At 59.0% G+C, this 23,419-nt stretch carries 17 protein-coding genes and 1 pseudogene; 8 read left to right on the top strand and 10 right to left on the bottom strand.

Translation table 11 applies throughout. From position 1 onward, the window contains the following. The first annotated feature begins 70 nt into the window (after positions 1-70). Positions 71-1,717 (top strand): methyl-accepting chemotaxis protein, encoded by a 1,647-nt coding sequence (locus tag BLS08_RS15685; protein WP_017677715.1) that lies wholly within the window; start codon positions 71-73, stop codon positions 1,715-1,717. Between the two features lie 63 nt (positions 1,718-1,780). Here the strand turns inward: BLS08_RS15685 and BLS08_RS15680 are convergent. Beyond that, a pseudogene (locus BLS08_RS15680) lies at positions 1,781-3,226 on the bottom strand (alpha/beta hydrolase). A 215-nt stretch (positions 3,227-3,441) separates the two neighbouring features. On the opposite strand from BLS08_RS15680, the gene BLS08_RS15675 reads away from it, so the two are divergent. Next, complete coding sequence (locus BLS08_RS15675; protein WP_017677718.1) at positions 3,442-3,996, top strand: nucleotidyltransferase family protein; 555 nt, start codon at positions 3,442-3,444, stop codon at positions 3,994-3,996. Positions 3,997-4,137: 141 nt separating this feature from the next. On the opposite strand, the gene cyoE is transcribed toward BLS08_RS15675, so the two are convergent. From cyoE to hrpA, 8 genes are all read right to left on the bottom strand, one after another. Then, positions 4,138-5,094 carry a heme o synthase gene (cyoE, locus tag BLS08_RS15670; RefSeq protein WP_017677719.1) on the bottom strand — a complete coding sequence of 319 codons (957 nt, stop codon included), beginning with the start codon at positions 5,092-5,094 and terminating at the stop codon, positions 4,138-4,140. After that, the gene (cyoD, locus tag BLS08_RS15665; RefSeq protein WP_017677720.1) at positions 5,094-5,429 is read right to left on the bottom strand and encodes a cytochrome o ubiquinol oxidase subunit IV; all 336 of its coding nucleotides are present in this window, start codon (positions 5,427-5,429) and stop codon (positions 5,094-5,096) included. Before cyoD ends, cyoE begins: the two co-directional genes overlap by 1 nt. Then, complete coding sequence (cyoC, locus tag BLS08_RS15660; protein WP_017677721.1) at positions 5,430-6,056, bottom strand: cytochrome o ubiquinol oxidase subunit III; 627 nt, start codon at positions 6,054-6,056, stop codon at positions 5,430-5,432. A gap of 2 nt (positions 6,057-6,058) precedes the next feature. Next, positions 6,059-8,047: a cytochrome o ubiquinol oxidase subunit I gene (gene cyoB / locus BLS08_RS15655; protein WP_017677722.1), complete on the bottom strand. Its 1,989-nt coding sequence runs from the start codon at positions 8,045-8,047 to the stop codon at positions 6,059-6,061. 2 nt (positions 8,048-8,049) lie between these two features. Then, on the bottom strand, positions 8,050-8,967 hold the full coding sequence (gene cyoA / locus BLS08_RS15650) for a ubiquinol oxidase subunit II (RefSeq protein ID WP_017677723.1): 918 nt from the start codon (positions 8,965-8,967) through the stop codon (positions 8,050-8,052). Between the two features lie 836 nt (positions 8,968-9,803). After that, positions 9,804-10,379, bottom strand: coding sequence for a DUF6436 domain-containing protein (locus BLS08_RS15645; protein WP_017677724.1), 576 nt, complete (start codon positions 10,377-10,379; stop codon positions 9,804-9,806). After that, complete coding sequence (locus BLS08_RS15640) at positions 10,376-10,639, bottom strand: hypothetical protein (protein WP_017677725.1); 264 nt, start codon at positions 10,637-10,639, stop codon at positions 10,376-10,378. The genes BLS08_RS15645 and BLS08_RS15640 overlap by 4 nt, the downstream gene beginning before the upstream one ends. Positions 10,640-10,703: 64 nt before the next feature. Continuing rightward, positions 10,704-14,720: an ATP-dependent RNA helicase HrpA gene (gene hrpA / locus BLS08_RS15635; protein ID WP_017677726.1), complete on the bottom strand. Its 4,017-nt coding sequence runs from the start codon at positions 14,718-14,720 to the stop codon at positions 10,704-10,706. A gap of 176 nt (positions 14,721-14,896) precedes the next feature. On the opposite strand from hrpA, the gene BLS08_RS15630 reads away from it, so the two are divergent. The 5 genes from BLS08_RS15630 (at position 14,897) to BLS08_RS15615 (ending at position 21,175) form a co-directional block, all read left to right on the top strand. Continuing rightward, a complete protein-coding gene (locus tag BLS08_RS15630) occupies positions 14,897-15,940 on the top strand; it encodes a hypothetical protein (protein WP_139204251.1) in 1,044 nt (347 codons plus the stop codon). 318 nt (positions 15,941-16,258) lie between these two features. After that, positions 16,259-17,437 (top strand): hypothetical protein, encoded by a 1,179-nt coding sequence (locus tag BLS08_RS15625; protein ID WP_139204249.1) that lies wholly within the window; start codon positions 16,259-16,261, stop codon positions 17,435-17,437. Between the two features lie 202 nt (positions 17,438-17,639). Further along, entirely contained in the window at positions 17,640-19,613 is a 1,974-nt protein-coding gene (locus tag BLS08_RS15620; RefSeq protein WP_139204247.1) for a hypothetical protein, read from the top strand. A 27-nt stretch (positions 19,614-19,640) separates the two neighbouring features. Beyond that, positions 19,641-20,330 (top strand): PDDEXK family nuclease, encoded by a 690-nt coding sequence (locus BLS08_RS26110; protein WP_139204245.1) that lies wholly within the window; start codon positions 19,641-19,643, stop codon positions 20,328-20,330. 395 nt (positions 20,331-20,725) lie between these two features. Continuing rightward, positions 20,726-21,175: a carboxymuconolactone decarboxylase family protein gene (locus BLS08_RS15615; RefSeq protein ID WP_026088645.1), complete on the top strand. Its 450-nt coding sequence runs from the start codon at positions 20,726-20,728 to the stop codon at positions 21,173-21,175. Positions 21,176-21,216: 41 nt separating this feature from the next. Here the strand turns inward: BLS08_RS15615 and BLS08_RS15610 are convergent, their stop codons facing one another. Further along, on the bottom strand, positions 21,217-22,383 hold the full coding sequence (locus BLS08_RS15610; RefSeq protein WP_017677732.1) for an MFS transporter: 1,167 nt from the start codon (positions 22,381-22,383) through the stop codon (positions 21,217-21,219). 95 nt (positions 22,384-22,478) lie between these two features. On the opposite strand from BLS08_RS15610, the gene BLS08_RS15605 reads away from it, so the two are divergent. Beyond that, positions 22,479-23,372, top strand: a complete 894-nt coding sequence (locus tag BLS08_RS15605) for a LysR family transcriptional regulator (protein WP_021488488.1) — start codon at positions 22,479-22,481, stop codon at positions 23,370-23,372. The last annotated feature ends 47 nt before the right edge of the window (positions 23,373-23,419 follow it).

Genomic DNA, 23,419 nt, shown 5'->3' with positions numbered 1-23,419 from the left:
ACAAAAGCGGCAACATCGGCCCGATAGGCTGAGCGTCGCCCTGCGCCCTATCTCGAAATGGAGTCTGCCCATGCGTCTCGACGCCCTCTCTTTGAAAACCCGCCTGATCATCGCGGTGGCGATTCCCTGCATCGCCCTGCTGCTGGTGGCGCTGACCAGCCTGAGCAGCATGTCGAGCATGCATCGGGACACGCAGGTGCTCTATCTCAATACGGCTGCGCCGATGCGCGCCATGGCCGAGGTCGCCTCGCGCATCCCGCGTATGCGCGTCGGGCTCGACATGATGCTGCTGCAGGAAACTCCGCTACGCGACGAACGCGGCGTGAAATCGCGCGTGCAGGATGCCCGCAACGAAGATGTGCCCGGCATGCGCGAAGCGATGCGCCAGGCCGTGGCGGCCCAGGTCAACCCGGAGCGCAAGGTCCAGGCGCAGCAACTGCTTGATCAGTTCGAAGCCATGGTCAGCAATGAACTGAACCCGATGCTCGCCGCCTTCGACGCCGGCGACATGGCCAAGGCGCAGCAGATCTATCGCGACCAGTACGCCAAGACCTACGGCGTGATGCGCCAGGGCGCCAACGACCTGCTCGATGCCCTGCTGCAGCAGGCTGAGCAGCAGAACCAGCACAGTGCCGAGAGCTACGACCAAGGCATTACCCGTCAGATCGCCATCATCGCCATCGGCCTGCTGGTATCGATCATCATTTCCTGGCTGATCGTGGTGCAGCTACGTCGCCGTGTGGCGGTGTTGCAGAGCAGCCTGGGCCAGGCTGCCGACAACCTGGCCCTGGACACCCGTATCGACCTGCACGGCCAGGACGAGCTGAGCGAGATCGCCCGCAGCTTCAACCAGTTCATCGACAAGGTGCATGGCGCCATGCGCCAGCTCGCCGACAACTCGCGCCAACTCTCGGGCATGGCTCGCGACGTGGCCGAACGCGCGCGCCTGACCCAGAGCAACTGCACGGCGCAAAGCGACCGTACGGTGCAGGTGGCCACCGCCATCAACGAGCTGGGCTCGACCGTCAACGAGATTGCGCGCAACGCCGAGAACGCCGCAGCAGTCGCCCGCGAGGCGACCCAGCATGCCAGCGACGGCAGCGCCGTGGTCAGCCAGGCGCATCGCCAGGTCGATGCCCTCAACGGCGAACTGGAACAGGCCGCCAAGGTGATCGAGGCACTGGCCGCGCAGACCGACGCCATCAGCACCACGCTCAACACCATCCGCAGCATTTCCGAACAGACCAACCTGCTCGCGCTCAACGCCGCCATCGAAGCGGCGCGTGCTGGCGAGCAAGGCCGCGGCTTCGCCGTCGTGGCCGACGAGGTACGTACCCTGGCCAGCCGTTCCGGTGCCTCCACCGAGGAGATCCAGCAGGTCATCGACCGCCTGCAGAACGAATCACGCTCGGCCGTCGAGGCCATGGCCAAGGGGCAACGGCAGAGCGCGCTGGTGGTGGAATATGCGAGCAAGGCGTCGGCGGCGCTGGAGCAGATCAACAACCATATCGGCCAGATCAGCGACCAGAACATCCAGGTCGCTACTGCCACCGAAGAACAGTCCAGCGTGGTCGAAGACATCAACCGCAACATCGTCGACATCAACGAGCTGACCGTCGGCACCACCCATATCGCCGACCAGCTCAACCAGGCCAGCAGCGACCTGCAGGCGCTATCGACCCAGCTCGATGGCCTGGTCGGGCGTTTCCGGTTGTAACCCCTCAAACCACTCGGTGCGCACGGCGCCCCCTCCGGTCGGACGCCGTGCGCATCGAACCACCTACAAGTCTTCGTCGATGCGCTCGCGCAAATAAGCGTAGAAGGGGTTGGACGTCATACGCTGCAAACTATCGAGCCCCACCACCAGCACGCCGTGTTCACCGCGCGGTGCCAGCGTGCCAAGGGCTACGCCGTAGAACTCCTCGGAGGTCGGTTCGCTGCCATACAGCGGATCGTCCGTGGGAAACGGCAGTGCAACGTGTGACAGCGAGAACAGCTGGCTCGGGTATTCGACGTTCAATGGCGTCACCCGCGCCTCACGCTCGCCGGCGGTGATTCGCCGCGCCTCGACCTGACGACCACCGCTCTGCGCAACGCCCACTACCGTCAGGTCGTAGTCACGCTGAGCCGGTGGCAGCAAGGTCTCGAGCAAGCCGCTCATGTCCGCCCGCAGCAGCGAGCTGGCCGCCTGCGAGCGGTTGATGTCGAAAATCACCAGTTCGCTGCCATTGGCCGGTAGACGCTCGAACAAATGACGCACCACGGCCGGTGTACTCACGGTACTGTCGGCCAGCGACTGAAAGGCCAGCACCGGTGGCAATCGTGACAGACGGCCATCGGCTTCGGCGGCATCGAAGGCAGACTGCACCTCGCTGGTCAGCTCATAGGTCTGCCGCGCCGCGTGCACCGGGAAGGAGTTGTACTTGAACGGGTTGAACTCCGGCAGCACGTTCATCCAGGCCGACTTGGCGAAGGCCGGCAGCAACGCCGGCAGGGCCGCCAGCCCGGCGTAACGGGCGTAGCTGGTGACACCGATCATCGGCGAGATCAGCACCAGGCGTTGCGGCATGGCCAGGCGCTCGTCTTCCAACGCCGCCAGGCTGTAACGCAGCGCCAGCGCCCCGCCGTTGGAGTAGCCGACCATATAAAGCGGCCCGTCCGGCACCTGGCGCCGCGCCTCGCGCACGGCCAGGCGGGTAGCGGCCAGCCATTGCTCCCAGTGCGCAGCAGTGAGCGCCGCCGGCACCGTGCCATGGCCAGGCATGCGCGGCACCAGCGCTAACAGCCCCTGTTCGCTCAGGTGCTGGGCGATATGGCGCAGGCTGTATGGCGAGTCGGTCAGGCCATGCAGCAACACCACCACGCCACGCGCCGGACCTGGCGGCTGCAGAGTGAAGGAGCGATTCCAGTCGCGCAGCAGGTTGCCGGGGTAGACCGGGCTGTCGCTGGCGTAGCGGCTGTATGGCGCCGTGCCGGAGGCCGTGACCGGCTCGATCAACTCACTCTGCAGGCGCTCGAACAGGGCCGCCTCGGCGGCCAGATAGGCTTGCCAGTCGGCAGCGTCCAGCTCGCTGACCTCCAGCTCCTACGGCACCAGGCGGTGCCAGGGTTCCAGTTCGGGCAACGACGACAGCCCGGCGATACGAATGCCGAGCAAGGCCACCACGATCAACAACAGCACTACCAGCGTCCAGGCCATCACGTTGCGCATGCGTGGTAAACGCATCAAGCGCCTCCCTCGAAAATCTCTGGCCGGGAAAATCCGTCCCGGCGACCGGCTCGGGGACTTTAGTGCAAAGCGGCGCCCGACCACCACTGGGTTGGCCTTTAAGGTCTGTATCGGTGCCATGCGATTCAGCAGGCTGCGTGATCTGGAATCAAGCCAGAAGCGCTGGATGAACTGAGCAGGCAAGCAACGGGCACCGCTGATAGGCTGCGCACATGAATCTCGCCGCTCAACTCCAGACACTCATTGCCAACGACCCACAGCGCTTGCGCATCCTGCAGCAGGTGCGCGGGCTCGACTTGCCCGATTGCTGGGTGGCCGCCGGTTTCGTGCGCAGCGCAGTCTGGGATCACTTGCATCAACGCACGCCGTCCCCGCTGCCGGAAGATATCGACGTGATCTGGTTCGACCGCAGCCAAACCGCCCCCGCTCGCGACGCTGAACTGGAGACGATCCTGCGCCACAGGGACGAATCGCTGCAGTGGTCGGTGAAGAATCAGGCACGCATGCATCTGCGCAATGACGATGCGCCTTACGCCTCGGCTACCGAAGCGATGCGGCACTGGCCAGAGACCGCGACGGCGGTGGCCATAAGGCTCGATGAACAAGACAGGCTGGAGGTCGCCGCACCGCTCGGCCTGGAGGATCTGTTCGGCCTTATCGTGCGCCCGGCCGGGCGCTTTCAGAACGAGAGGAGTCAGATCTACCAACAGCGCCTGCATGACAAGAACTGGCTGGCCACCTGGCCAAAGTTGCAGGTGATTGCGTAGGGTAGATCGGGCTTCAGTAGCGACAGACTGGAGGTGCCAGCAAAGCTTCGCCCCGGGGCTCCTACAGGCAATGAAGCGTGGCACCCGTGGGAGGCGCTTCAGCGGCGACAATCGCGACTGAAGCCCCCCACAGAACCAAGGTCAGATACCGGCGACCACCGCGCAGATACCCTGCGCACTGTCGGCAAACTGGCTGCACAGGTGATTGATGGAGGTCACCAATACCTGCTCGGGCGCGGAGATGAAATCCACCGACATCATCACGCTGAGCATGGTGATACTGATGATGGAGAAGGTGAACAGCTTGCGCGCCCACACCCGATCATCGACGGCCTTGTAGCCCGATACGCCCATCCACAACCAGTAGGCACCGCTCAGCGCGGCAACCACGAAGTAGCTGTAGCCGGCGTAACCGCTGAGCGTCAGCATCAGGGTCGCGACCACGAAGGCGGCGATGTACAGCACGATCTGCCGCTTGGCCGCCGAGATCCCCTTGATAACGGGCAGCACCGGGATGTTCGCGGCCTGGTAGTCATTGAAACGGAAGATGGCGATGGCATAGGAATGCGGCATCTGCCACAGGCTGAAGATCAACAACAGGATGGCGGCGCCAGCGTCGAACTCGTTGCTCACCGCGCAGTAGCCGACCACGGGCGGAGCCGCCCCGGACAGGCTACCGACCAGGGTGCCGTACACCGAGCCACGCTTGAGCCACAGGCTGTAGAGGCCGACATAGACCACGAAGCCCATCAGCACCAGCATCACCGCCAGGGTGTTGGTGGCGGCGTACAGCAAGGCCACCCCCGCCACCCCGAGCACGCAGGCATAGACGATGGCGTGCACAGGGGACACCAGCCCCTGCGCTAGCACCCGGTTACGGGTGCGCTCCATCTTCTGGTCGATGTCCCTGTCGATATAGTTGTTGAACACGCAGCCTGAGGCGATCACCAGCGAAACCCCCAGCGCTGTCGCGAAGTACAGCGCCAGATCGATATCGCCACGCGAAGCCAGGAAGAAACCGCCCGTCACGGAAATCAGATTGCCGAAGACGATGCCCGGCTTGGCGAGGTTGAGGTACTGCTTCAGGAGCGCCAGCATCAGTTGATCATCATGTGATAGTGCATGCTCCACATGATCCAGACCGACAGGCCGACCACGAACGCGATGATCAACACGGTGAAGATCATCGAAATCACGTTCCAGCGGCCTTCTGCGTCGGTCTTCATGTGCAGGAAGTACACGAGGTGGACGAGCACCTGCGCCAGGCCGAAGAGCACCACGGTGATCAGGGTCGCGCCACGGCTCAGGCCCAGCACTTCAGGGTGCATGACCAGCATGAAAGGGATCACGGTGAGGATCACCGACAGGATGAAACCGGTCAGGTAATCCTTGAAGCCCACGGCGTGGGCGGCGTGATTATCTTGGTGAGCCATTTACAGCACCCCCAGCAGGTAGACGACGGTAAACACGCAGATCCACACCACGTCGAGGAAGTGCCAGAACAGGCTGAGCAGCCCGACGCGGGTCTTGTTGGTGTCGGTCAGGCCACGGCTGCCAACCTGGAACATCAGCACCAGCATCCACAGCAGACCGGCACTGACGTGCAGGCCGTGGGTGCCGACCAGGGTGAAGAACGCCGACCAGTAAGCGCTGACCTGTGGCCCGGCACCTTCATGGATCAGGTGGCGGAACTCGTACAGCTCGATGCTGATGAAGGCCGCACCGAACAGGAAGGTGATGCCCAGCCAGCGCAGCACCGCGCCCTTGTCGCCACGGTAGGTGGCGAGCATGGCCATGCCGTAGGTGATACTGGAAAACAGCAGTGCGAAGGTTTCCACCAGCACCAGGTGCAAGCCGCCACCGAGCATTTCCTTCGCGGTGGGGCCACCGGCGAAGGAGTTGCTCAGCACCGCGAAGGTGGCGAACACCGTGGCGAAGATCAGCAGGTCGGTCATCAGGTAGACCCAGAAGCCGAACAGTTTGATGCCACTGCTGTCGTGGTGGTGCTCATGGCCATGGCCATGAGCGTCATGTGGGAAATGGGGTTCGTAAGCGGTCATGGTTAGGCCTGTACGACTGCGTTGGCTTTGGTTTGGTGGTGCGCCTGCTCGATCCGCGCGATCTCTTCGGGCTGCACGTAGTAGTCGATGTCTTCGTCGTAGGAACGCACGATGAAGCTGACCACGGCGCCGACCAGGCCAACGATGGCGAGCCACCAGATGTGCCAGATCATGGCGAAGCCGAAGGCGATGACGAACGCCGACACCACCAAACCGTTACCGGTGTTCTTCGGCATGTGAATCGGCTCGTAGTGCTCAGGCGCAGGCATCAGCTCGACACCGTTCTTCTTCGCCTCATAGAAGGCGTCGATCTTGTCCGCCGTCGGGATGACCGCGAAGTTGTAGAACGGTGGCGGCGAGGACGTCGCCCACTCCAGGGTGCGGCCATCCCAGGGGTCGCCGCTCACGTCGAGGTTTTCCTTGCGCTTGATGTAGCTGGTGACGAACTGCACCACGGTGAAGACGATGCCGATACCGATCAGCACAGCGCCGACCACGGCCACCTGCACCCACGGCACCCAGGCCGGGTTGTCGAAGTGGTTGAGGCGACGAGTCATGCCCATGAAGCCCAGCACGTACAGCGGCATGAAGGCGAAGTAGAAGCCGATCAGCCAGCACCAGAAGGAGTAGCGGCCGAAACGATCGAGCAACTTGAAGCCAAAGGCTTTCGGGAACCAGTAGATGATGCCGGCCAGGTAGCCGAACACCGCACCGCCGATGATCACGTTGTGGAAGTGGGCGATCAGGAACAGGCTGTTGTGCAGCACGAAGTCCGCCGCCGGCACCGCCATCAGCACACCGGTCATTCCGCCGATGGAGAAGGTCACCAGAAAGCCCAGGGTCATCCAGGTCATGGCGTTGAGTTGCAGACGGCCACGGAAGATGGTGAACAGCCAGGTGAAGATCTTCACCCCGGTGGGGATGGCGATGATCGAGGTCATGATGCCGAAGAAGGCGTTGACGCTGGCCCCCGAGCCCATGGTGAAGAAGTGGTGCAGCCACACCACGAACGACAGCACGCCGATGGCCGCAGTCGCCCAGACCATCGAGGCATAACCGAACAGGGTCTTGCGCGAGAAGGTCGCCACCACTTCGGAGAACACGCCGAACGCCGGCAGGATGAGGATGTACACCTCCGGGTGACCCCAGATCCAGAACAGGTTGGCGTACATCATCGGGTTGCCGCCCAGCTCATTGGTGAAGAAGTGGAAATCCAGGTAGCGGTCCAGCGACAGCATCGCCAGGGTCGCGGTCAGCGGAGGGAAGGCGCCGCAGATCAGCACACAGGTCACCAGGATGGTCCAGGTGAAGATCGGCATCTTCATCAGGCTCATGCCCGGTGCACGCATCTTGAGGATGGTGGCGATGAAGTTGACCCCCGTCAGGGTCGTGCCCAAGCCTGATAGCTGCATGCTCCAGATGTAGTAGTCCATGCCTACACCCGGACTGAACTTGATCCCCGATAACGGCGGATAAGCCACCCAGCCGGTCTTGGCGAACTCGCCCAGGCCCAGCGACAGGTTGATCAGCAGCGCGCCGCCGACGAACAGCCAGAAGCTCAGCGAGTTCAGGTAGGGGAAGGCCACGTCACGCGCGCCGATCTGCAGCGGCACGACGATGTTCATCAGGCCGGTGACCAGTGGCATGGCCACGAAGATCAGCATGATGATGCCGTGCGCGGTGAAGATCTGGTCGTAGTGCTCGGGCGGCAGGTAGCCCTGGCCGTCACCGTGGGCCATCGCCAGGTGGGTACGCATCATGATCGCGTCAGCGAAGCCACGCACCAGCATGACCAGCGCGACGAGGATGTACATCACGCCGATTTTCTTGTGGTCCACCGAGGTGAGCCACTCGCTCCACAGGTAGCCCCACTTCTTGAAGTAGGTCACCGCCGCGAACAGTCCCAGACCACCCAGCGCCACGATGGCCAGGGTGATCATGATGATGGGCTCGTGGTACGGAATCGCGTCCAGAGTCAGTTTTCCAAACATATTCACTCCTGCACCTCCGCTGCTTCGTGCATGGCCGTGCTGTGGGAATCTTTCAAGGTCACGTACTGCCCGATCACCTTGTTGAACAGGTTCGGCTCGACCTGGCCGAAGTAGCGAATCGGGTAGATCGGATAGCGGTGGTTGACCATCTCGCCGGGCTCGCCTACCTCTTTGAAGGCGGCGAAGTCCATGACCTCGGGCGACTGCTTGACCTTGTCGACCCACTGCGCGAAGCCTTCATCGCTGACCGAGTGGGTGGTGAAGCGCATGGCCGAGAAGCCTTCGCCGCTGAAGTTGCCGGACTGGCCGAAGAACTCGCCCTGTTCGTTGGCGATCAGGTTGAGCTGGGTACGCTGGCCGCCCATGGCGTAGATCATCCCGCCGAGCTGCGGGATCGACAGCGCGTTCATCACCGTGTCGGAGGTGATGTGGAAGGTCACCGGGGTTTTCTCCGGAATCACCAGCTCATTGACCACGGCCACGCCCTGGTCCGGGTAGATGAACAGCCATTTCCAGTCGAGCGAGACGACTTCGATGTTCAGCGCAGGCTTGTCCGATTCGATCGGGCGATAGGGGTCGAGCGAATGCGAGGTTTCCCAGATGATGACCGCCAGTACCGCGACGATGATCAGGGGAACGCCCCAGACGACCAGTTCGATCTTGTGCGAGTGTGCCCAGTCGGGCATGTAGGTGGCCTTCTCGTTCGACTCGCGATAACGCCAGCCAAACCAGAAGGTCATGACGATCACGGGAATGACCACGATCAGCATGAGACCAATGGAGATCAGGATGAGGTTGCCCTGCTCGACACCGATCTGCCCTTTCGAGTTGAACAGTGCCCAGTCACATCCACCGAGCGCCGAGAAGGCAATCGCCATCACCAGCCAGCGCACACAACGATGGTATTTCTCTTCTTTCATGTCACGACCTTCAACTGAGTGAGCCCACAGTCGGCTTCAGTTGCCGTGCAGCCCATCGAGTAAAAGGCCGGCAGCGAGAACTCAGAGCTTGAGCATCCGTGCAAGCGAAGCGGTAAACCGTGGGAAGCGCGGATGGTGCAGGCTAAGAAGGCCTCATACAATTCATTAGCGGCCTACTTATGAGCGAACTTACAGCATCCATTCGACATGTTTCGAAACATTTACGCAAAGATTTGAAACACTTTGCAGCAAGAAGCCAGCAAAGAAGCGCAGGGGTGCGACAAATGATCACAGCCCCGTTTTAGAGCTGTTTGTCAGCAAATTGACAGGAATCATTGACACGAAAGATGCCGCCAGCTGACAGCACGGTCTGGCTTGACATTGAGGAGATTTTGAGGTTTTCGAATGCGAGCTAGAGGCGCTTGGGCCTAGCGAAAGGCTGGGTCGCAGAGCGGCAGCTAGATAGAAATCAGGGGTGGTTGGCGCTGTAGCCCGGATGCAATCCGGGGCAATTGAGCGCGGCAAAAGCATCGCGGCTGAAGCCGCTCATACCCCTATTCCGTAGGAGCGGCTTCAGCCGCGATAGCTATACCAAACCCGCATACAGATTCGATGCATGCCCCGGATTGCATCCGGGCTACGCAACCGAAAGCCCGGACATGCACGCTTCGCAGCGCACCATCCTGTAGGAGCCGCGCCCTCGCGGCGAATCGGCCACAACCCCGGCAATCCTGGCCAACGCTTCGCCCCGAGGCGGGGCTCCTACACGGAACGCTCTTCAAGACGGACAAACATCCGAGGAAGCGAGGCGCCTGTGGGCAGATCAGCCTCCCCCACTACTTCCAAGCGCAATAACACCCCACCGCCAACCCACTGGCCAGGGAAACATGGCGCCCCTGAGTCAGCGCATCGAGCACCGGCTCGACGAAGCTGTTGCTGGAGTTGCACACCAGCCCTTCGCTGTAAGGGCCGGCATAGGCCAGGTTGCCGTCACGATCCCAGATCGCCAGGGCCGGGCTGGCCGGCAGCGCTTCCATGCCCTCGATGCCAGGCAAGGGCTTCATCCGCCCGCGCAGGAACGGCGCGATCTCACCCTGGCTGCCCGGCTTCTGCACGCTGTAGAACGCTACATCGGCATTGCGGTGCAGGCCGATCAGGTAGCGCAGGTGCGCGTCGGTTTCCCCGTTGCAGGGGCAATCTGGGTCCCAGAAGTGCACCACACGAATCGGGCCAGGGCCAGCCAGCTCAGGCGGCAGCTTCAACTCGCCCTGACCGAAGATCACCGTCTGCTCGGCATAGGGCCGCAAATAGGCCGCGCCGCTAAGCCACCAGATCAGTACCACGCTCCCCAGCGCCAACACGCAGAAGCCCACCACCAGATGCTTGAAGCTCAGGCGTTGCAGCAGGTTCATGGCTGATGGCCGAACTTGCGCAGGAACTGCTTCTCCATCTCCTGGCAACTTTCCTCGGTGAAGCTGCGCTCGGTGGCCTGCGCGCTCTTCCAGCAGGCCTCGATGGCCGCACGCTCGCCGGCCTCGATCTCGCTGTCCTGCGGGCGAGTCATGATGTAGATCAGCCCGGCGAAAATCAGTACGACAAAGGCCAGGCCGACCAGGAAAAGGCCCAGGCAGCCACGGCGTCCCAGCCCGACGTTTTCATCATTCACACTCATCGTTCTTCAGTTTCCGCATTCATCAGTGGATAGCTCGCCCCTGCACCGGGGCGAGCGCCGATCATCAACCTTCAACCAGCGTCCACTGCTTGCTCAGGCGCTTGTCCGATACCGCCATCTTCGTGCCCAGTTGCTGGGCGAACAGCGACACGCGGTATTCCTCCAGCATCCAGCGGTACAGCGTCAGCTCCGGATCACGCTTGCCTTCCTGGGCATGCTTGGCAGCGCGGGCCTTGTACTGCTCCCAGTAGCCGGCCAGTTCACCCGTCCACACACGGTCGCGCTGCACCTGCGCACCCACCTTGTCCAGGCGCTGCTCGATGGCCTTGAGGTAACGAGGAATCTCCTTGAGCCACTCGCCCGGCGTCTCGCGCACGAAGCCGGCATACACCAGGCCCGCGAGCTGCTGCTTGATATCGTTGAGCGCCATCGCCTGGGCCAGGTCGATCTTGCCCTTGAAGCGCTTCTGCAGGCCATGGTTGAGCTTGAGGATTTCCAGCACCTGGCGGGCGATACGTTCGGCATGCGTCGTCCAGTCGCCGCGCTTGCGCTCGGCCAGTTGCGCCAGAGCTGCCCCATCGCGCGGCAGCGTGGCTTCGCCTTCGAGGATGCAGGCATCCAGGCTGGCCAACAGAATGTCCTCGACCAGCGCCTCGACGCGGCCGATGTCGCGATAGAGCAGCCCCAGCTCGGTCAGCCCCGGCAGCTTGCCGCGCAGGAACTTGGCCTGTTCGGCCAGTTGCTGCAAGAGCAGGCGCTGCAGGGCGCGGCGGTGCTGGAAGTCGGCCTCGGCCTGAGTCGGGAAGCGCCCTTCCTTGACCACTCCGCCTTCTTCCACCAAGGCCGGGTAGACCGTCATGGAAAGCCCGGCGATCTTCTGCTGCGTCTTCTCGGCCACTTCGGCAAAGGCTTTGGCCTCCACCGCCTTCGGCTTGTCGCTCTGCTGCGGGATGGCCAAGGCCGCCTGGCTGGCCTCGGCGAAACGTGCGGTCAGCTCGGCCAGATCGCGACCTTCGCCAAGGAACTTGCCCTGAGCGTCGACCACCTCAATGTTCATCTTCAGGTGGTTTTCGATGCTTTCAGCAGCCTCCGCCCAGGCCTCGTCGGACACCCGCGCGCCAGTCATGCGCAGCAGTTCATGCCCCAGCGCCTGCGGCAACGAGCCCTGGCCAAACACCAGCTTGTCCAGCGCCGCACCAACGAAGTCCGGCACCGGCACGAAGTTCTTGCGCAGCGCCTTGGGCAGGCCGCGCACCAGGGCGATGCACTTGGCCTCCAGCAGCCCCGGCACCAGCCATTCAAGGCGCTCGGGCGGCAGTTGCGGCAGCAGCGGCGCCGGCACGCGCAGGGTCACGCCGTCACGCGGGTGGTTGGGCTCGAAGTGATAGCTCAGCGGCAATTGCAGCTCGCCAATGCGCAAGGTGTCCGGGTACTGCGCGGCGGTGACTTCCTTGGCATCGCGAGCCAGGGCGTCTTCCTCACGCATGATCAACAGCTGCGGGTCGGCGGCGCTGCCTTTCTTGTACCAGCTCTCGAAACTAGCAGCCTGGTAGATGTCCTGCGGGATACGCGCATCGTAGTAGCCGAACAGGGTTTCCTCGTCGGCGAGAATGTCGCGGCGACGCGACTTGGCCTCCAGCTCGTCGAGACGTTCGAGCAACTGGCGGTTGGCGGTCAGGCAGCGCACGCGGCTGTTGATCTCGCCGCGCACCAGCCCCTCGCGAATGAACATCTCGCGCGAAACAGGCGGGTCGATGGGGCCGTAATGCACCGGGCGGCGACCGACGATGATCATGCCGTACAGGGTGACCTGCTCGTACGCCACCACCTGGCCGCGCTTCTTCTCCCAGTGCGGTTCCAGATGGTTCTTCTTCACCAGGTGGCCGGCCAGCGGCTCGATCCAGTCCGGCTCGATCTTCGCCACCATACGGGCGAACAGCTTGGTGGTTTCCACCAGCTCAGCGGCCATGATCCAGTTGGGCTTCTTGCGCCCGATCACACTCGACGGGTGAATCCAGAAACGCCGCTGGCGCGCGCCGAGGTAGTCGCCCTCCTCGGTCTTCTGGCCGATCTGGCTGAGCAGGCCGGCGAGAATCGCCTTGTGCACGGCGGCGTAATTCTTCGCCCGCACCGCCGCCTCACTGGCTTCGGCCTGCTGGCGGGCGATGGCGTTGACACGGGTGTCCTTGGTCGGCTGCGGCGTGTTAGCCGTTTGCTCGCCCTGCGCCTCCGAGCGGCTCTGGCTGCCCTTGCCCATCAGTTGCAGATCACGGGCGATTAGCACCAGTTGCCGGTGCGCATCGCGCCATTCGCGCAGGCGCATGTAGTTGAGGAAGTTCTTCTTGCACCAGGTGCGCAGCGGGTTGCTGCCCAGCTCCTGGCGTTTTTCCTCAAAACCGCGCCACAGGTTGATCAGCGCGGCGAAGTCCGAATCGACATCCTTCCACTGCGCGTGCGCCTGGTCGGCGGCCTGCTGGCGATCCATCGGTCGCTCGCGCGGATCCTGCACCGACAGCGCGGCGGCAACGATAAGGATTTCCTCCAGGCTGCCCTGCTTGGCGCCTTCCAGCACCATGCGCCCCAGGCGCGGGTCGATGGGCAGGCGCGCCAGTTGCCGGCCGATGGGCGTGAGCTGGCTTTCGCGATTGACCGCCGACAGCTCCTGCAACAGGTTGAAGCCGTCGCTGATGGCCTTGCCATCTGGCGGCTCGATAAAGGGGAAGTCCTCGATGCTGCCCAAACGCAGGTGCAGCATCTGCAGAATCACCGCCGCCAAGTTGGTGCGCAGAATCTCCGGGTCGGTAAATTCAGGGCGCCCGAGAAAATCTTCCTCGCTGTACAAACGAATGCAGATACCCGGCTCGACCCGGCCGCAGCGGCCCTTGCGCTGGTTGGCGCTGGCCTGCGACACCGGCTCGATGGGCAGGCGCTGTACCTTGGCGCGGTAGCTATAGCGGCTGATGCGTGCGGTGCCGCTGTCGATCACGTAGCGGATACCCGGCACGGTCAGCGAGGTTTCCGCGACGTTGGTGGCCAGCACGATCTTGCGCCCGGCCATGGGCGCGAAAATCTTCTGCTGCTCGGCCGGCGTCAGCCGTGCATACAACGGCAGCACCTCAGTCAGGCGCAGGTTGGCCTTGCGCAGCACCTCCGCCGCCTCACGAATCTCGCGCTCGCCGGGCAGGAACACCAGCACGTCGCCGGGGCGCTGGCCCACGTTGCGCTCGTGCTCGGCGATCTCATCCAGCGCAGCGAGAATGCCCTGGTCGATGGACAGGTCATCGAGCAGGCGCTCGCCCTCCTCGTCCACCTCCGCCGCCAGCGGGCGATACCAGGTTTCCACCGGATAGGTGCGGCCAGATACCTCGATGATAGGCGCGTCGTTGAAGTGTTTGCTGAAACGCTCCAGATCGATGGTCGCCGAGGTGATGATCAACTTCAGATCCGGGCGACGCGGCAGCAGGGTCTTCAGATAGCCGAGCAGGAAGTCGATATTGAGGCTGCGCTCATGCGCCTCGTCGACGATGATCGTGTCGTACTTTTCCAGAAAGCGGTCGTGCTGGGTTTCGGCGAGCAGGATGCCGTCGGTCATCAGCTTGATCAGCGTGCCGTCCTTGCTCTGATCCTCGAACCGCACCTGATAACCGACCAGCTCGCCCAGCGGCGTGCCGATCTCTTCCGCTACCCGAGTCGCCACACTGCGCGCTGCCAGGCGGCGCGGTTGGGTATGGCCAATCAGCCCATGCACACCCCGACCAATCTCCAGACAGATCTTCGGCAACTGCGTGGTCTTGCCCGAACCGGTCTCACCGGCGATCACCACCACCTGGCTCTTCTCCAGCGCGGCCTTGATCTCGTCGCGCTTGGCGGCAATCGGCAGCGCATCGTCGTAGCGCATCACGGGGATGCTGCTACGCCGAGCCGCCACCTTGTCGCTGGACGCCTGAAAACGCTCCAACCACTGCGCCAGCTTGGCCTCATCTGGATGCTTCTGCAGCTCATGCAACTGCCGGCGCAAGCGATGGCGCTCGGCGATCATGACGTGGTCGAGGTTCTTCTGCAGCGTGGCGAGGTCAGTCATCTAGATCGGGGCAATCAGGGCAAAGGCGGGATTGTCGCAGATTACAGCGTGGGGCGGGCAGGCTATGCCGCAGCGGAAGAGCGTGAAGATAAGGCGTAATGGAGCGGCGGGTTTCGGCCAAAAGTGGACATACCGCGTCTACGAAGGCCGATTCAACATGAGCATGTTATGGCTTAATGAATTCCAAAGCTGAGCCGAACGGGGCGAAATCAATGGAGTATCTTTCTAGGGTGTGCTTCAACTCTCAAGGGTGGAGACGTCCCACCGGGGAGGCTAGAGGACTTGAAGTCTCCAGACCACCCTCATTTTCCAGAATGTTTGGTTACGGCCACGAAGAGTGGCTGTTTCGCTTTGATTGGCAGATTGATGGCTGGCAGTACGGTTTCTTGCAGGGAGTGAATGATAGTCGCTCAACCGTTGCTGGTATGGATGAGGCGGTGGACGTGACTATTTATACCTGCGAGCCCGGAGGCCGGCGCAGATATGTGGCCAAAATTTTGGATTTAGAATGCCTCAGTCGCAGCCAATCTGACGCCGCTCATAAACATTTTTCAGCGAATGGCTGGATCGATGAAATGCGTTCCGAAATTATCGCTGTAGGGGGGGATACCACCGCTCTGGGGGATCCGGAATGGGTAGGCGGCATTATCAACGTCCGCTTTCGGCAGGAGAATGTGCGCTGGTATCCACCTAGAACATACGCACAAGATGGTGAGTATGTCCTGAACCTAAAGCGTTATCAGTTCAATGAAATCCGGAACGCAACTCAAATCCCGTTCGTCGACAGAGTCAGTCCGGGCCGCAGAGGTCGTAAAGATGCCCCGAATCAACTACCGTTCTACAGGAGTGGTTCCGCTGGAAAGGTTTGCACCCCGGAGCACGGGCTAATTCAGGCAAAACTACTTGATGAGCTTAGAGCGGAGTATCCAGATGCAGACATCAGCTGCGAAAAAGATTTTGTAGATATCTCCGTCGAGACACTTAATGAGCGCATCCTTTATGAGGTCAAATCTGACCTTGTGCCACGCACGGTGCTCAGGCTTGCGCTCGGACAATTACTTGAATATGGCTTCTATTCAGTCTTTGATGCTGACTCTCGCTTTAGCACCAAGTTGGTTGCGGTTGGGCGAACACCGCTCACGCCCCAAGACCAAGCCTATCTGAACGGCTTGCGGGAGAAATTTGGATTACCGTTGGAATATCGTGTTGTCCCGATTTGAGCAAAACAATCGGGGACAGACCACGATATAGATGCTGCCGAGCGTCAGCTCCGGCGATTCTGCCTGTCGCGACTGGTCGCTTATGCCGATTAGCTGACCTTCGCGAGAGGCTGCTACCGCCCAGGAGCGGTCAGCCGGGGCTAGAAATAAATCCGTCCCCTTATTCTGCAAATTGGTGAGCAAAGTCAGGCGCGATTAATTTAAAGTCTGATCGAAAGCAAAGAGGTTCAGTAGCGCGGGTAAATTATCTGTCGCGCGTACTGTGGTTGCATTGACGTGCGGGGCGCTATGGGCAATCAGCATAAAGGGAATGTTTACATGAATTTATTCGCGAGCGGTGAGAATACACAGCTGAATGCATGCGTAGGCAGGAATGGCTGGCCTGGAACAAATTACTATGCAAATGGATTTGACAGCGTCGTTCACACAGTGTGCCGAGATACCATATCCAGGGGATTTGGCCCGGACGAAGTAGTATATCCGATCGTATTCTGCGCTCGGCATAGAGTAGAATTATTTCTGAAGATGCAAATCAGGTTAATTGAAAGAGTCAGAGGGCATATTACTGTATCTGATCCAAAGCTGATGAGAACTCATGATCTCGGTGCGTTGTGGGAAATGTATGTGACTGCATCTGGGCAGTGTGATCCTCGATATAAAGAGATGGTCTCACTCATAGAGCCTGCAATTCGTGAGCTTTCGTTGATTGACCCTACCGGAGAGACCTTTCGATATGCCTATGACAACAATAATAATAAGCATCTTGAGGGTAGCGTTTCACTAATTAATATTGAGGTGTTTTATTCGGCTTTCTGTGCGCTCTCAGAAGGTATAAAGAATGCGGAAATTCTTACTGATTTTCTCTCCGATGAGTACGGCACGGGAACATACACGAAGCAAGCCTCAAGATCTGTTATCGAAAATATTTCAAAGGAGCTAACCCGTAAGTCCAACTGGGGAAAGCCTTGCTTCAGAGTTGTAAAGAATGAAATATGCGAGAGATACTCAATTAGCCAGAGAGGCCTGTCTGAAATTATAGATGTAATAAAGTCTCATCGGGAGTTTGCTTTTAATATTGGCGTGGAAATATCAATTGAAGATATCTCGGCAGAGAAAATTGCTAATTTCCTTGAGTTTCGTATCAGAGCAACAGCCGAATCTAACAAGTCAAATTGGCGGGATGTTTTGTTGTCTGGTTCCGGCATGGATCGTGAATTTTATTCTTTTCTGTGTAAGAATTATTCGATAAGAGAAATGAGCGCATTGCTAGCCCTTGCCGATGTCAGCAGCCCACTTTGTTACTCTGAGGCATACGACGATTTATGTGACCAGTATGAATGTGGCGAAAGTGATACTGCTGAATTTTCCGGATACCTAAACGGGAGGAGCTTTATTGCACCTAAGATTATTTTGGGGCTAAAGAAGCTAAGGCAAATATCCACGCTTAAATATATTTCTAGCGTGGGAGTCGATGTGGGGGATTTGCCGTTTTTCTGAATGAGCCGTCCCATCCTTGTATGGAACAATCGAACAATCGAACAATCGAACAATCGAGGACAGAGCTGAAGTATTCTAGTTGATGAGACCAGTTAGCTGAACCTCGTTATGACCTTAGGCTAGCCTAAGAACAAAACCACAATCAGCGTGTATTACTTTACAGATTGGCGCAGTAGTATTCCGAGCTTGGAAATGGCATGATGTGCCATCTCTTGAGCCAATATCTTATGTTATGAATCGCCCAGATTGGTACTTGCCCTTAAGCGAAAGCTTCTGCGTCGCCCTTTCGAGCGGCACATTTCCTGATTTTCCGAGTCTAGCTCGATACGAAGCTGCGGCTGTCATTTTCCTTCAGCAACTCCCGAAACTGAATTCACAAAATACTCGCTCATTAGAGCTTGAACGAAATTTTGTTAAATTGCTTGGCTATTCAACTGATACTTTGCGATCAGTGTTGAGCACTGACTACTCACAACAAGCATTCACAGCGGGGCTTATTCTAGCTCCGGCGGTTGGAGTCGGTCTGCTGGACCACGATGCGCTGTATAAACGTCAGTTTCTGCACCCCGATGGATCATGGAATTTTGATTTCTCGCGGCAATATGCAAAACTTTCGGGAGTTATAAGTCATGAGCACAGGAGGCCCAGCGGGCATGTTGTTCTATTGAGCGATCCACAACTGCGCTTTGTGGATACAGTACGAGCAAACCCGCAAGAATCAATTGAAGCCCAGGCCCTCGCCGGTACAGGAAAAACTTATGTATTAGCAGAAATCCTGGCATTAATGCCGGATCGAAAATTTCTTTTTCTTGCGGATGTTAGCGCCAAACTCCTTCCCATTCAAAAGCGTTTTAAAGGTCAGATCTGGACCAGCACGTTCAAAAGCATGGCAGAGCGAGTACTCGCCAAGGGAAACAAAAATCTCGAGGCCAATCTAGCCGCCTCTTCAAGGGTACCTCTAAATTATCCTAAGCTTGCAGAGCAGCTCGCGTTTGGTCCGATTGGAAATTTAAGTTCCGCCCAGGTGGCATCGCTCTGCTGGGCGGTGGTGTATAAATTTTGTGAATCCGATGATTCAGTAATCACTACCAAGCACATACCTCGGAACTACATCAATTACCTTTCTAAAGTTAACCAGGAGATTGTGGCCGCTGCGTCGGCGAAACTCTGGTTTAAATTGTCGCACATTGAGAGCGGCGACGAATGCATTCCTGTGCGTGGCTATCACCGTATCAAGCAAATGTCATTGGCTGGACTTCAAATCCCAGAGCAGGCAGAAGTGATCCTTGTTGATGAAGGACACGATTTGTCCCAGCCAATGATCAACATACTTGACATGACCCCACAGACAGTTATTGCCTTAGGGGACCCTTTGCAAAACTTAGAAGGTCAGTATGTAGCTCACAAGGCATCCATTCGTCATCGCGAGATGTCCTTATCACTGCGAGCAGGCCCTTCGCTTACCGATTATGTCAATCAGTTAGTAGAAGCTTATCCAGAGTCACGCAGCCACCCTTTCCAGGCAGACAAAAACAAAGAGACTGTAGTCGAGGAGTATGACCCAAGCTCATTCCCACCAGCGCAATGCGTAATCTTGACGTGTGACGAATGGGGAATCTTTGATTGGCTGATCAAAGGTCGACAACATAACAAAGCGGTAGCTGTAATAGATTGGAATAGCCTCTTTAAAAATTTTATAGACGACTGCCTTAACCTCTTCGTTCATGGCAAGCGTCCGACGCATGGAGCAATATCCGGTTATCAGAGTTGGGAGCAGCTGAGGCAAGCTATGTCGTGGAGCGACTCTTTCTCACGTGTAGATAAGTGGTTTGAAGAGGTGGGCTCGAAATTTGGTGTCTCTCAACTTTACACTTGCGCAGAGTTAGATGAATTAATGCAAAGCACTCCTTCTCGTCATCTTGTAGCCACTGTTTTCTCTTGCAAGAACTATGAATTACCTCGACTGGCAATATCAGAGGATCTGTATTACTTCTCATCACTTACAAGCAAAAGAAGCTTCTCGAAAAAGCTTGCACTAATCTATACTGCAATCACAAGAGTTTCTGGCATGATCTATTTGCCCTCAAGCCACAACGAGTGGATGGATTATATTTTCAAAACCAGACGCGACATATCACTATTCAAACAGAATACTTCCACTTTTATCAATGACTAGCCACTGCGAAATCCTTGAGATAACTCCATGAATGAATGGCGTACTGTATTTCATCACAATAATTATCACATGCGCTCCTACTCCGAGACTCGCTGGGCTGCGATGCTTGACGCCTTAGGTATTGCCTGGCTTTATGAACCAGAGCAGGTTTTAACAAGGCACGGTATTTACAAGCCCGATTTCTATTTACCCAACGCACATCTATATCTTGAAGTAAAAGGCCCCCATCCGACCTCCATAGAAATAGAAAAAGCCCAAGATTTACAAGAAACCACTGGGGTCCCAGTCTTTTTTTCCCATGGCCGACCAACTTTTTTTGACGGAGAGCTAAGAGGAGGAATGATTTCTTATTTCTCAAGTAATCTAGCCGTTCGTTTTACTACTGCTCGGCTTGGACAGCTTATAAAGAGTCATCTCGATGACAAAATATATTGGTCTTATATTTATAACGGAAGGCACACTGCCAGCCCACCGTACATAAATGTTGGTAGTGTGGCTACTTCATATCTCTCATCGCTTTTATCTAGAGCACAATTAGAACAATACCTCGAAAATCAACACAAGCCCCTCAATGCAATTAAAGCAATCAATCAGAACCCAGCCGGAAACATTGAGAAGGCCTTACAATATGCCAGTAGTAAACTAAAGAATGAACAGCTTATTAAATTGCTTTGTTCTGGCAGATTTGGAAGCAGGTCGCTATTCTCTGGCGAATAAAAGGGGCGCAACCATTCTAGATACGCCCCCTTGCTACCCTAACCGACGGTGAAGCTACCTTACAGCAGCACCCGCCTAATCACACAAACGCTGGTCAAGTTTGTAGGTGTGTAGAGCTACATTTGCGCAATGCAGGGGCCTGTTTGGCGTGTGAAGCCCAGTTTTGCATCCTCAGCTTCCTAGATCGCTCTCCAGGGTCAAACGGGATGATCGGACGCTAACAAAGGTGTGTCCGCTCTTGGCCGATAGCAGCCGCTCCACACGGCATCAAAAGCCACAACGCCCCGCACAGTGGACCATTGATTAAGCCTTTAATTGGATCAATACCTTGATCCTCTTAATTGTCTTAATTGGGCAGACCTTACTGATCCCCCATCCACAAAGGGTACTGCTCTATGACTCGTCTTAATTGGTTTGAGGCTTCACCCGGCGCAGCTAAAGCACTGGGAGGACTGCACCATTTCGTCACCACCGGAACGAACCTGCCGCCTCAGCTCATCCATCTCGTGTTCTTGCGGGCATCGCAAATCAATGGATGCGCGCACTGCATCGATATCCATTCGCGAGATCTGATCAAGGGAGGTATGTCAGTAGAAAAGCTCGTTCTGGTGCCAGTCTGGCATGAGGCCGCGCATCTGTTTTCCGAGCAGGAACGTTCCGCCTTGGCCTGGACGGAAGAAGTGACACTGGTCAGCGAAACGCATGTTTCCGACGAGGCTTATGTCGCGGCATCGTCTGCATTCACCCCGAAAGACCTGGTCGACCTTACGGCGGCTATCGCAGCCATGAACGCGTTCAACCGCATGGGTGTCAGCTTTCGCTTGAGCCCTGCTGCGAAGGCGTAAACCGGAGGGGGGATTTAAACCCCCGTCTCAAGTGCCTCTTCTTAAACCGTTACCGCCGCTGCACCTCTGGAGCGCCAGGCGAACCCCAGCACCATCAGCAGTCCCAGCCCCGCCATTGCCGCGCCGGCGAGGGAAATCGCCGGGTATCCCAACCCCGCCTTGATCACCGCGCCGCCCAGCGCTGCGCCGATGGCATTACCGAGGTTGAAGGCGCCGATATTCACCGCCGAGGCCAGGTTGGGCGCGTCCTTGGCGGCTTCCATCACGCGCATCTGCAGCGGCGGCACGATGGCAAAGCTGGCGATGCCCCAGATCAGGATGGCCACGGCAGCCGGTAGCGGCCAGCGCATCAGCACGGTGAAGGCCAGCAAGACCAGGATCAGCGCACTCAGTGAGACGATCAGGGTGCGGTCGACGGAGCGATCCGCCGCCTTGCCGCCCCACACGTTGCCCAGCGTCAGGCCGATGCCGTACAGCACCAGCATGGCGGTGATGAACGCGGTGGAGGCCTGGGTCTCGCTGCTGAGGATCGGCGCGATATAGGTGAACACGGTGAACATCGCGCTGGAGCCGATTACGGTCAGAGCCAGTGCTGCCAGCACCGGGCCACGGCCCAGCACGCGAATTTCCGCCAGCACGCCGTCGCTTTTCGGCAGCGGCACGTTGGGCAGCGCGAACCATAGCGAGACCATCGCCAGCACACCGAGCCCGGTGATGCCCCAGAACGCCGTGCGCCAGCCAAGCACTTCACCGAACCAGGCCGCCAGCGGCACGCCGCCGATGGTCGCCAGGGTCAGGCCCATGAACATCGCAGCCACCGCCCCGGCGCGTTTGTCTGGCGCGACCACGCTGGCGGCGACGATTGAGCCGACGCCGAAGAAGGCGCCGTGATTCAGCGAAGTCACCACGCGGGCGATCAGCAGGCTGGTGTAGTCAGTGGCCAGGGCGGACATCAGGTTGCCCAGGGTGAAGATGGCCATCAACCCGATCAGCAGGTAGCGTCGGGGAATCTTGCCGGTGGTCAGGGTCATCAGTGGCGCGCCAAGCAGAACGCCGAGGGCGTAGGCGCTGACCAGCAGGCCGGCAGCGGGAATGGATACGCCGAGATCGCTGGCGATACCCGGCAACATGCCCATGGGGGCGAACTCGGTAACGCCGATGCCGAAGGCACCGATTGCGAGTGCAACGAGTGGTGGATTGATACGCATGGAAAGGCTCCTCATCTATGCCGCGAATGCTAGGATCCAAACCTTGACGGCGGTAGATGGCATTTCTGGCAAACACCTTTGCTTACGGAGCACAAATGGACATAGGCGGCCGATCAGGTGACATGGTGGTGTTCGCCACCGTGGCGGAGGAAGGCAGCCTGTCGGCCGCTGCACGTGCACTGGGGCTGACGCCTTCGGCGGTCAGCCGGATCATCGCGCGCACCGAGCAGCGCCTCGGCACGCGCCTGCTGCTGCGCACCACCCGCGCAATCACCTTTACCGCCGAGGGCGAAGCTTACCTGCGCGGTGCCCGGCGCATCCTTGCCGATATGGCGGAGGTCGAAGAAGCCATCACCGATCAGGGCGTGCCACGGGGGCGCTTGCGCGTCAGTGCCGCGCTCGGCCATGGTCGGCTGGCCATCGTGCCGCTGGTGGCGGCGTTCAGCGCGCGCTACCCGAACATCACCGTCGACCTCAGCCTGGGCGACGAGGTGGTCGACATCCTCGGTGGCCAGGCTGACGTGGCCGTGCGTTTCGGCCACCTGCCGGACAGCCCGCTGACCGCCCGCAAGATCGGCGAAACCGGCCAGGTGGTAGTGGCCTCCCCCGATTACCTGCAACGCCACGGCACGCCGCAGCGACCGGAAGACCTGTTGCAGCACAACTGCCTACGCTTCAATTTCCGCCGCGCCGAACCCAACTGGCCGTTCATCCGCGATGGCCAGGCGTTCTCGCTCAAGGTCTGCGGCAATATCGAATGCAGCAGCGGCGAAGCGCTGGCGCAATTTGCCCGGGTCGGCGCCGGCATCGCGCGCATCGGCGAATTCAGCGTGGCCGAAGACCTGCAGCGCGGCGACCTGGTACCGCTGCTGCAAGCCTTCAACCCCGGAGATCGGGAACCGATTCATGCCGTGTTCGTGGGTGGATCGGCAATGCCGGCGCGGGTGCGGGTGTTCGTGGATTTCCTGGTGGAGCATCACCGGATGTAGACGCGTTTTCGCCTGTAGCGACCAGGGCCACCAGCGCACAGGATGAA

This window comes from Ectopseudomonas chengduensis, assembly GCF_900102635.1.
Classification (GTDB): Bacteria; Pseudomonadota; Gammaproteobacteria; order Pseudomonadales; family Pseudomonadaceae; genus Aquipseudomonas; species Aquipseudomonas chengduensis.
This window is presented reverse-complemented; position numbering and strand designations above follow the sequence as displayed.

Excerpts from the sequence above, each read along its gene's own strand:
- BLS08_RS15645 (WP_017677724.1), bottom strand. The coding sequence starts at position 10,379 with ATGAACCTGCTGCAACGCCTGAGCTTCAAGCATCTGGTGGTGGGCTTC.
- BLS08_RS15640 (WP_017677725.1), bottom strand. The coding sequence starts at position 10,639 with ATGAGTGTGAATGATGAAAACGTCGGGCTGGGACGCCGTGGCTGCCTG.
- cyoC (WP_017677721.1), bottom strand. The coding sequence starts at position 6,056 with ATGACCGCTTACGAACCCCATTTCCCACATGACGCTCATGGCCATGGC.
- BLS08_RS15605 (WP_021488488.1), top strand. The coding sequence starts at position 22,479 with ATGGACATAGGCGGCCGATCAGGTGACATGGTGGTGTTCGCCACCGTG.
- cyoB (WP_017677722.1), bottom strand. The coding sequence starts at position 8,047 with ATGTTTGGAAAACTGACTCTGGACGCGATTCCGTACCACGAGCCCATC.
- BLS08_RS15630 (WP_139204251.1), top strand. The coding sequence starts at position 14,897 with ATGAATTCCAAAGCTGAGCCGAACGGGGCGAAATCAATGGAGTATCTT.
- BLS08_RS15625 (WP_139204249.1), top strand. The coding sequence starts at position 16,259 with ATGAATTTATTCGCGAGCGGTGAGAATACACAGCTGAATGCATGCGTA.
- BLS08_RS15610 (WP_017677732.1), bottom strand. The coding sequence starts at position 22,383 with ATGCGTATCAATCCACCACTCGTTGCACTCGCAATCGGTGCCTTCGGC.
- cyoA (WP_017677723.1), bottom strand. The coding sequence starts at position 8,967 with ATGAAAGAAGAGAAATACCATCGTTGTGTGCGCTGGCTGGTGATGGCG.
- hrpA (WP_017677726.1), bottom strand. The coding sequence starts at position 14,720 with ATGACTGACCTCGCCACGCTGCAGAAGAACCTCGACCACGTCATGATC.
- cyoD (WP_017677720.1), bottom strand. The coding sequence starts at position 5,429 with ATGGCTCACCAAGATAATCACGCCGCCCACGCCGTGGGCTTCAAGGAT.
- cyoE (WP_017677719.1), bottom strand. The coding sequence starts at position 5,094 with ATGCTGGCGCTCCTGAAGCAGTACCTCAACCTCGCCAAGCCGGGCATC.
- BLS08_RS15615 (WP_026088645.1), top strand. The coding sequence starts at position 20,726 with ATGACTCGTCTTAATTGGTTTGAGGCTTCACCCGGCGCAGCTAAAGCA.
- BLS08_RS15675 (WP_017677718.1), top strand. The coding sequence starts at position 3,442 with ATGAATCTCGCCGCTCAACTCCAGACACTCATTGCCAACGACCCACAG.
- BLS08_RS15685 (WP_017677715.1), top strand. The coding sequence starts at position 71 with ATGCGTCTCGACGCCCTCTCTTTGAAAACCCGCCTGATCATCGCGGTG.
- BLS08_RS26110 (WP_139204245.1), top strand. The coding sequence starts at position 19,641 with ATGAATGAATGGCGTACTGTATTTCATCACAATAATTATCACATGCGC.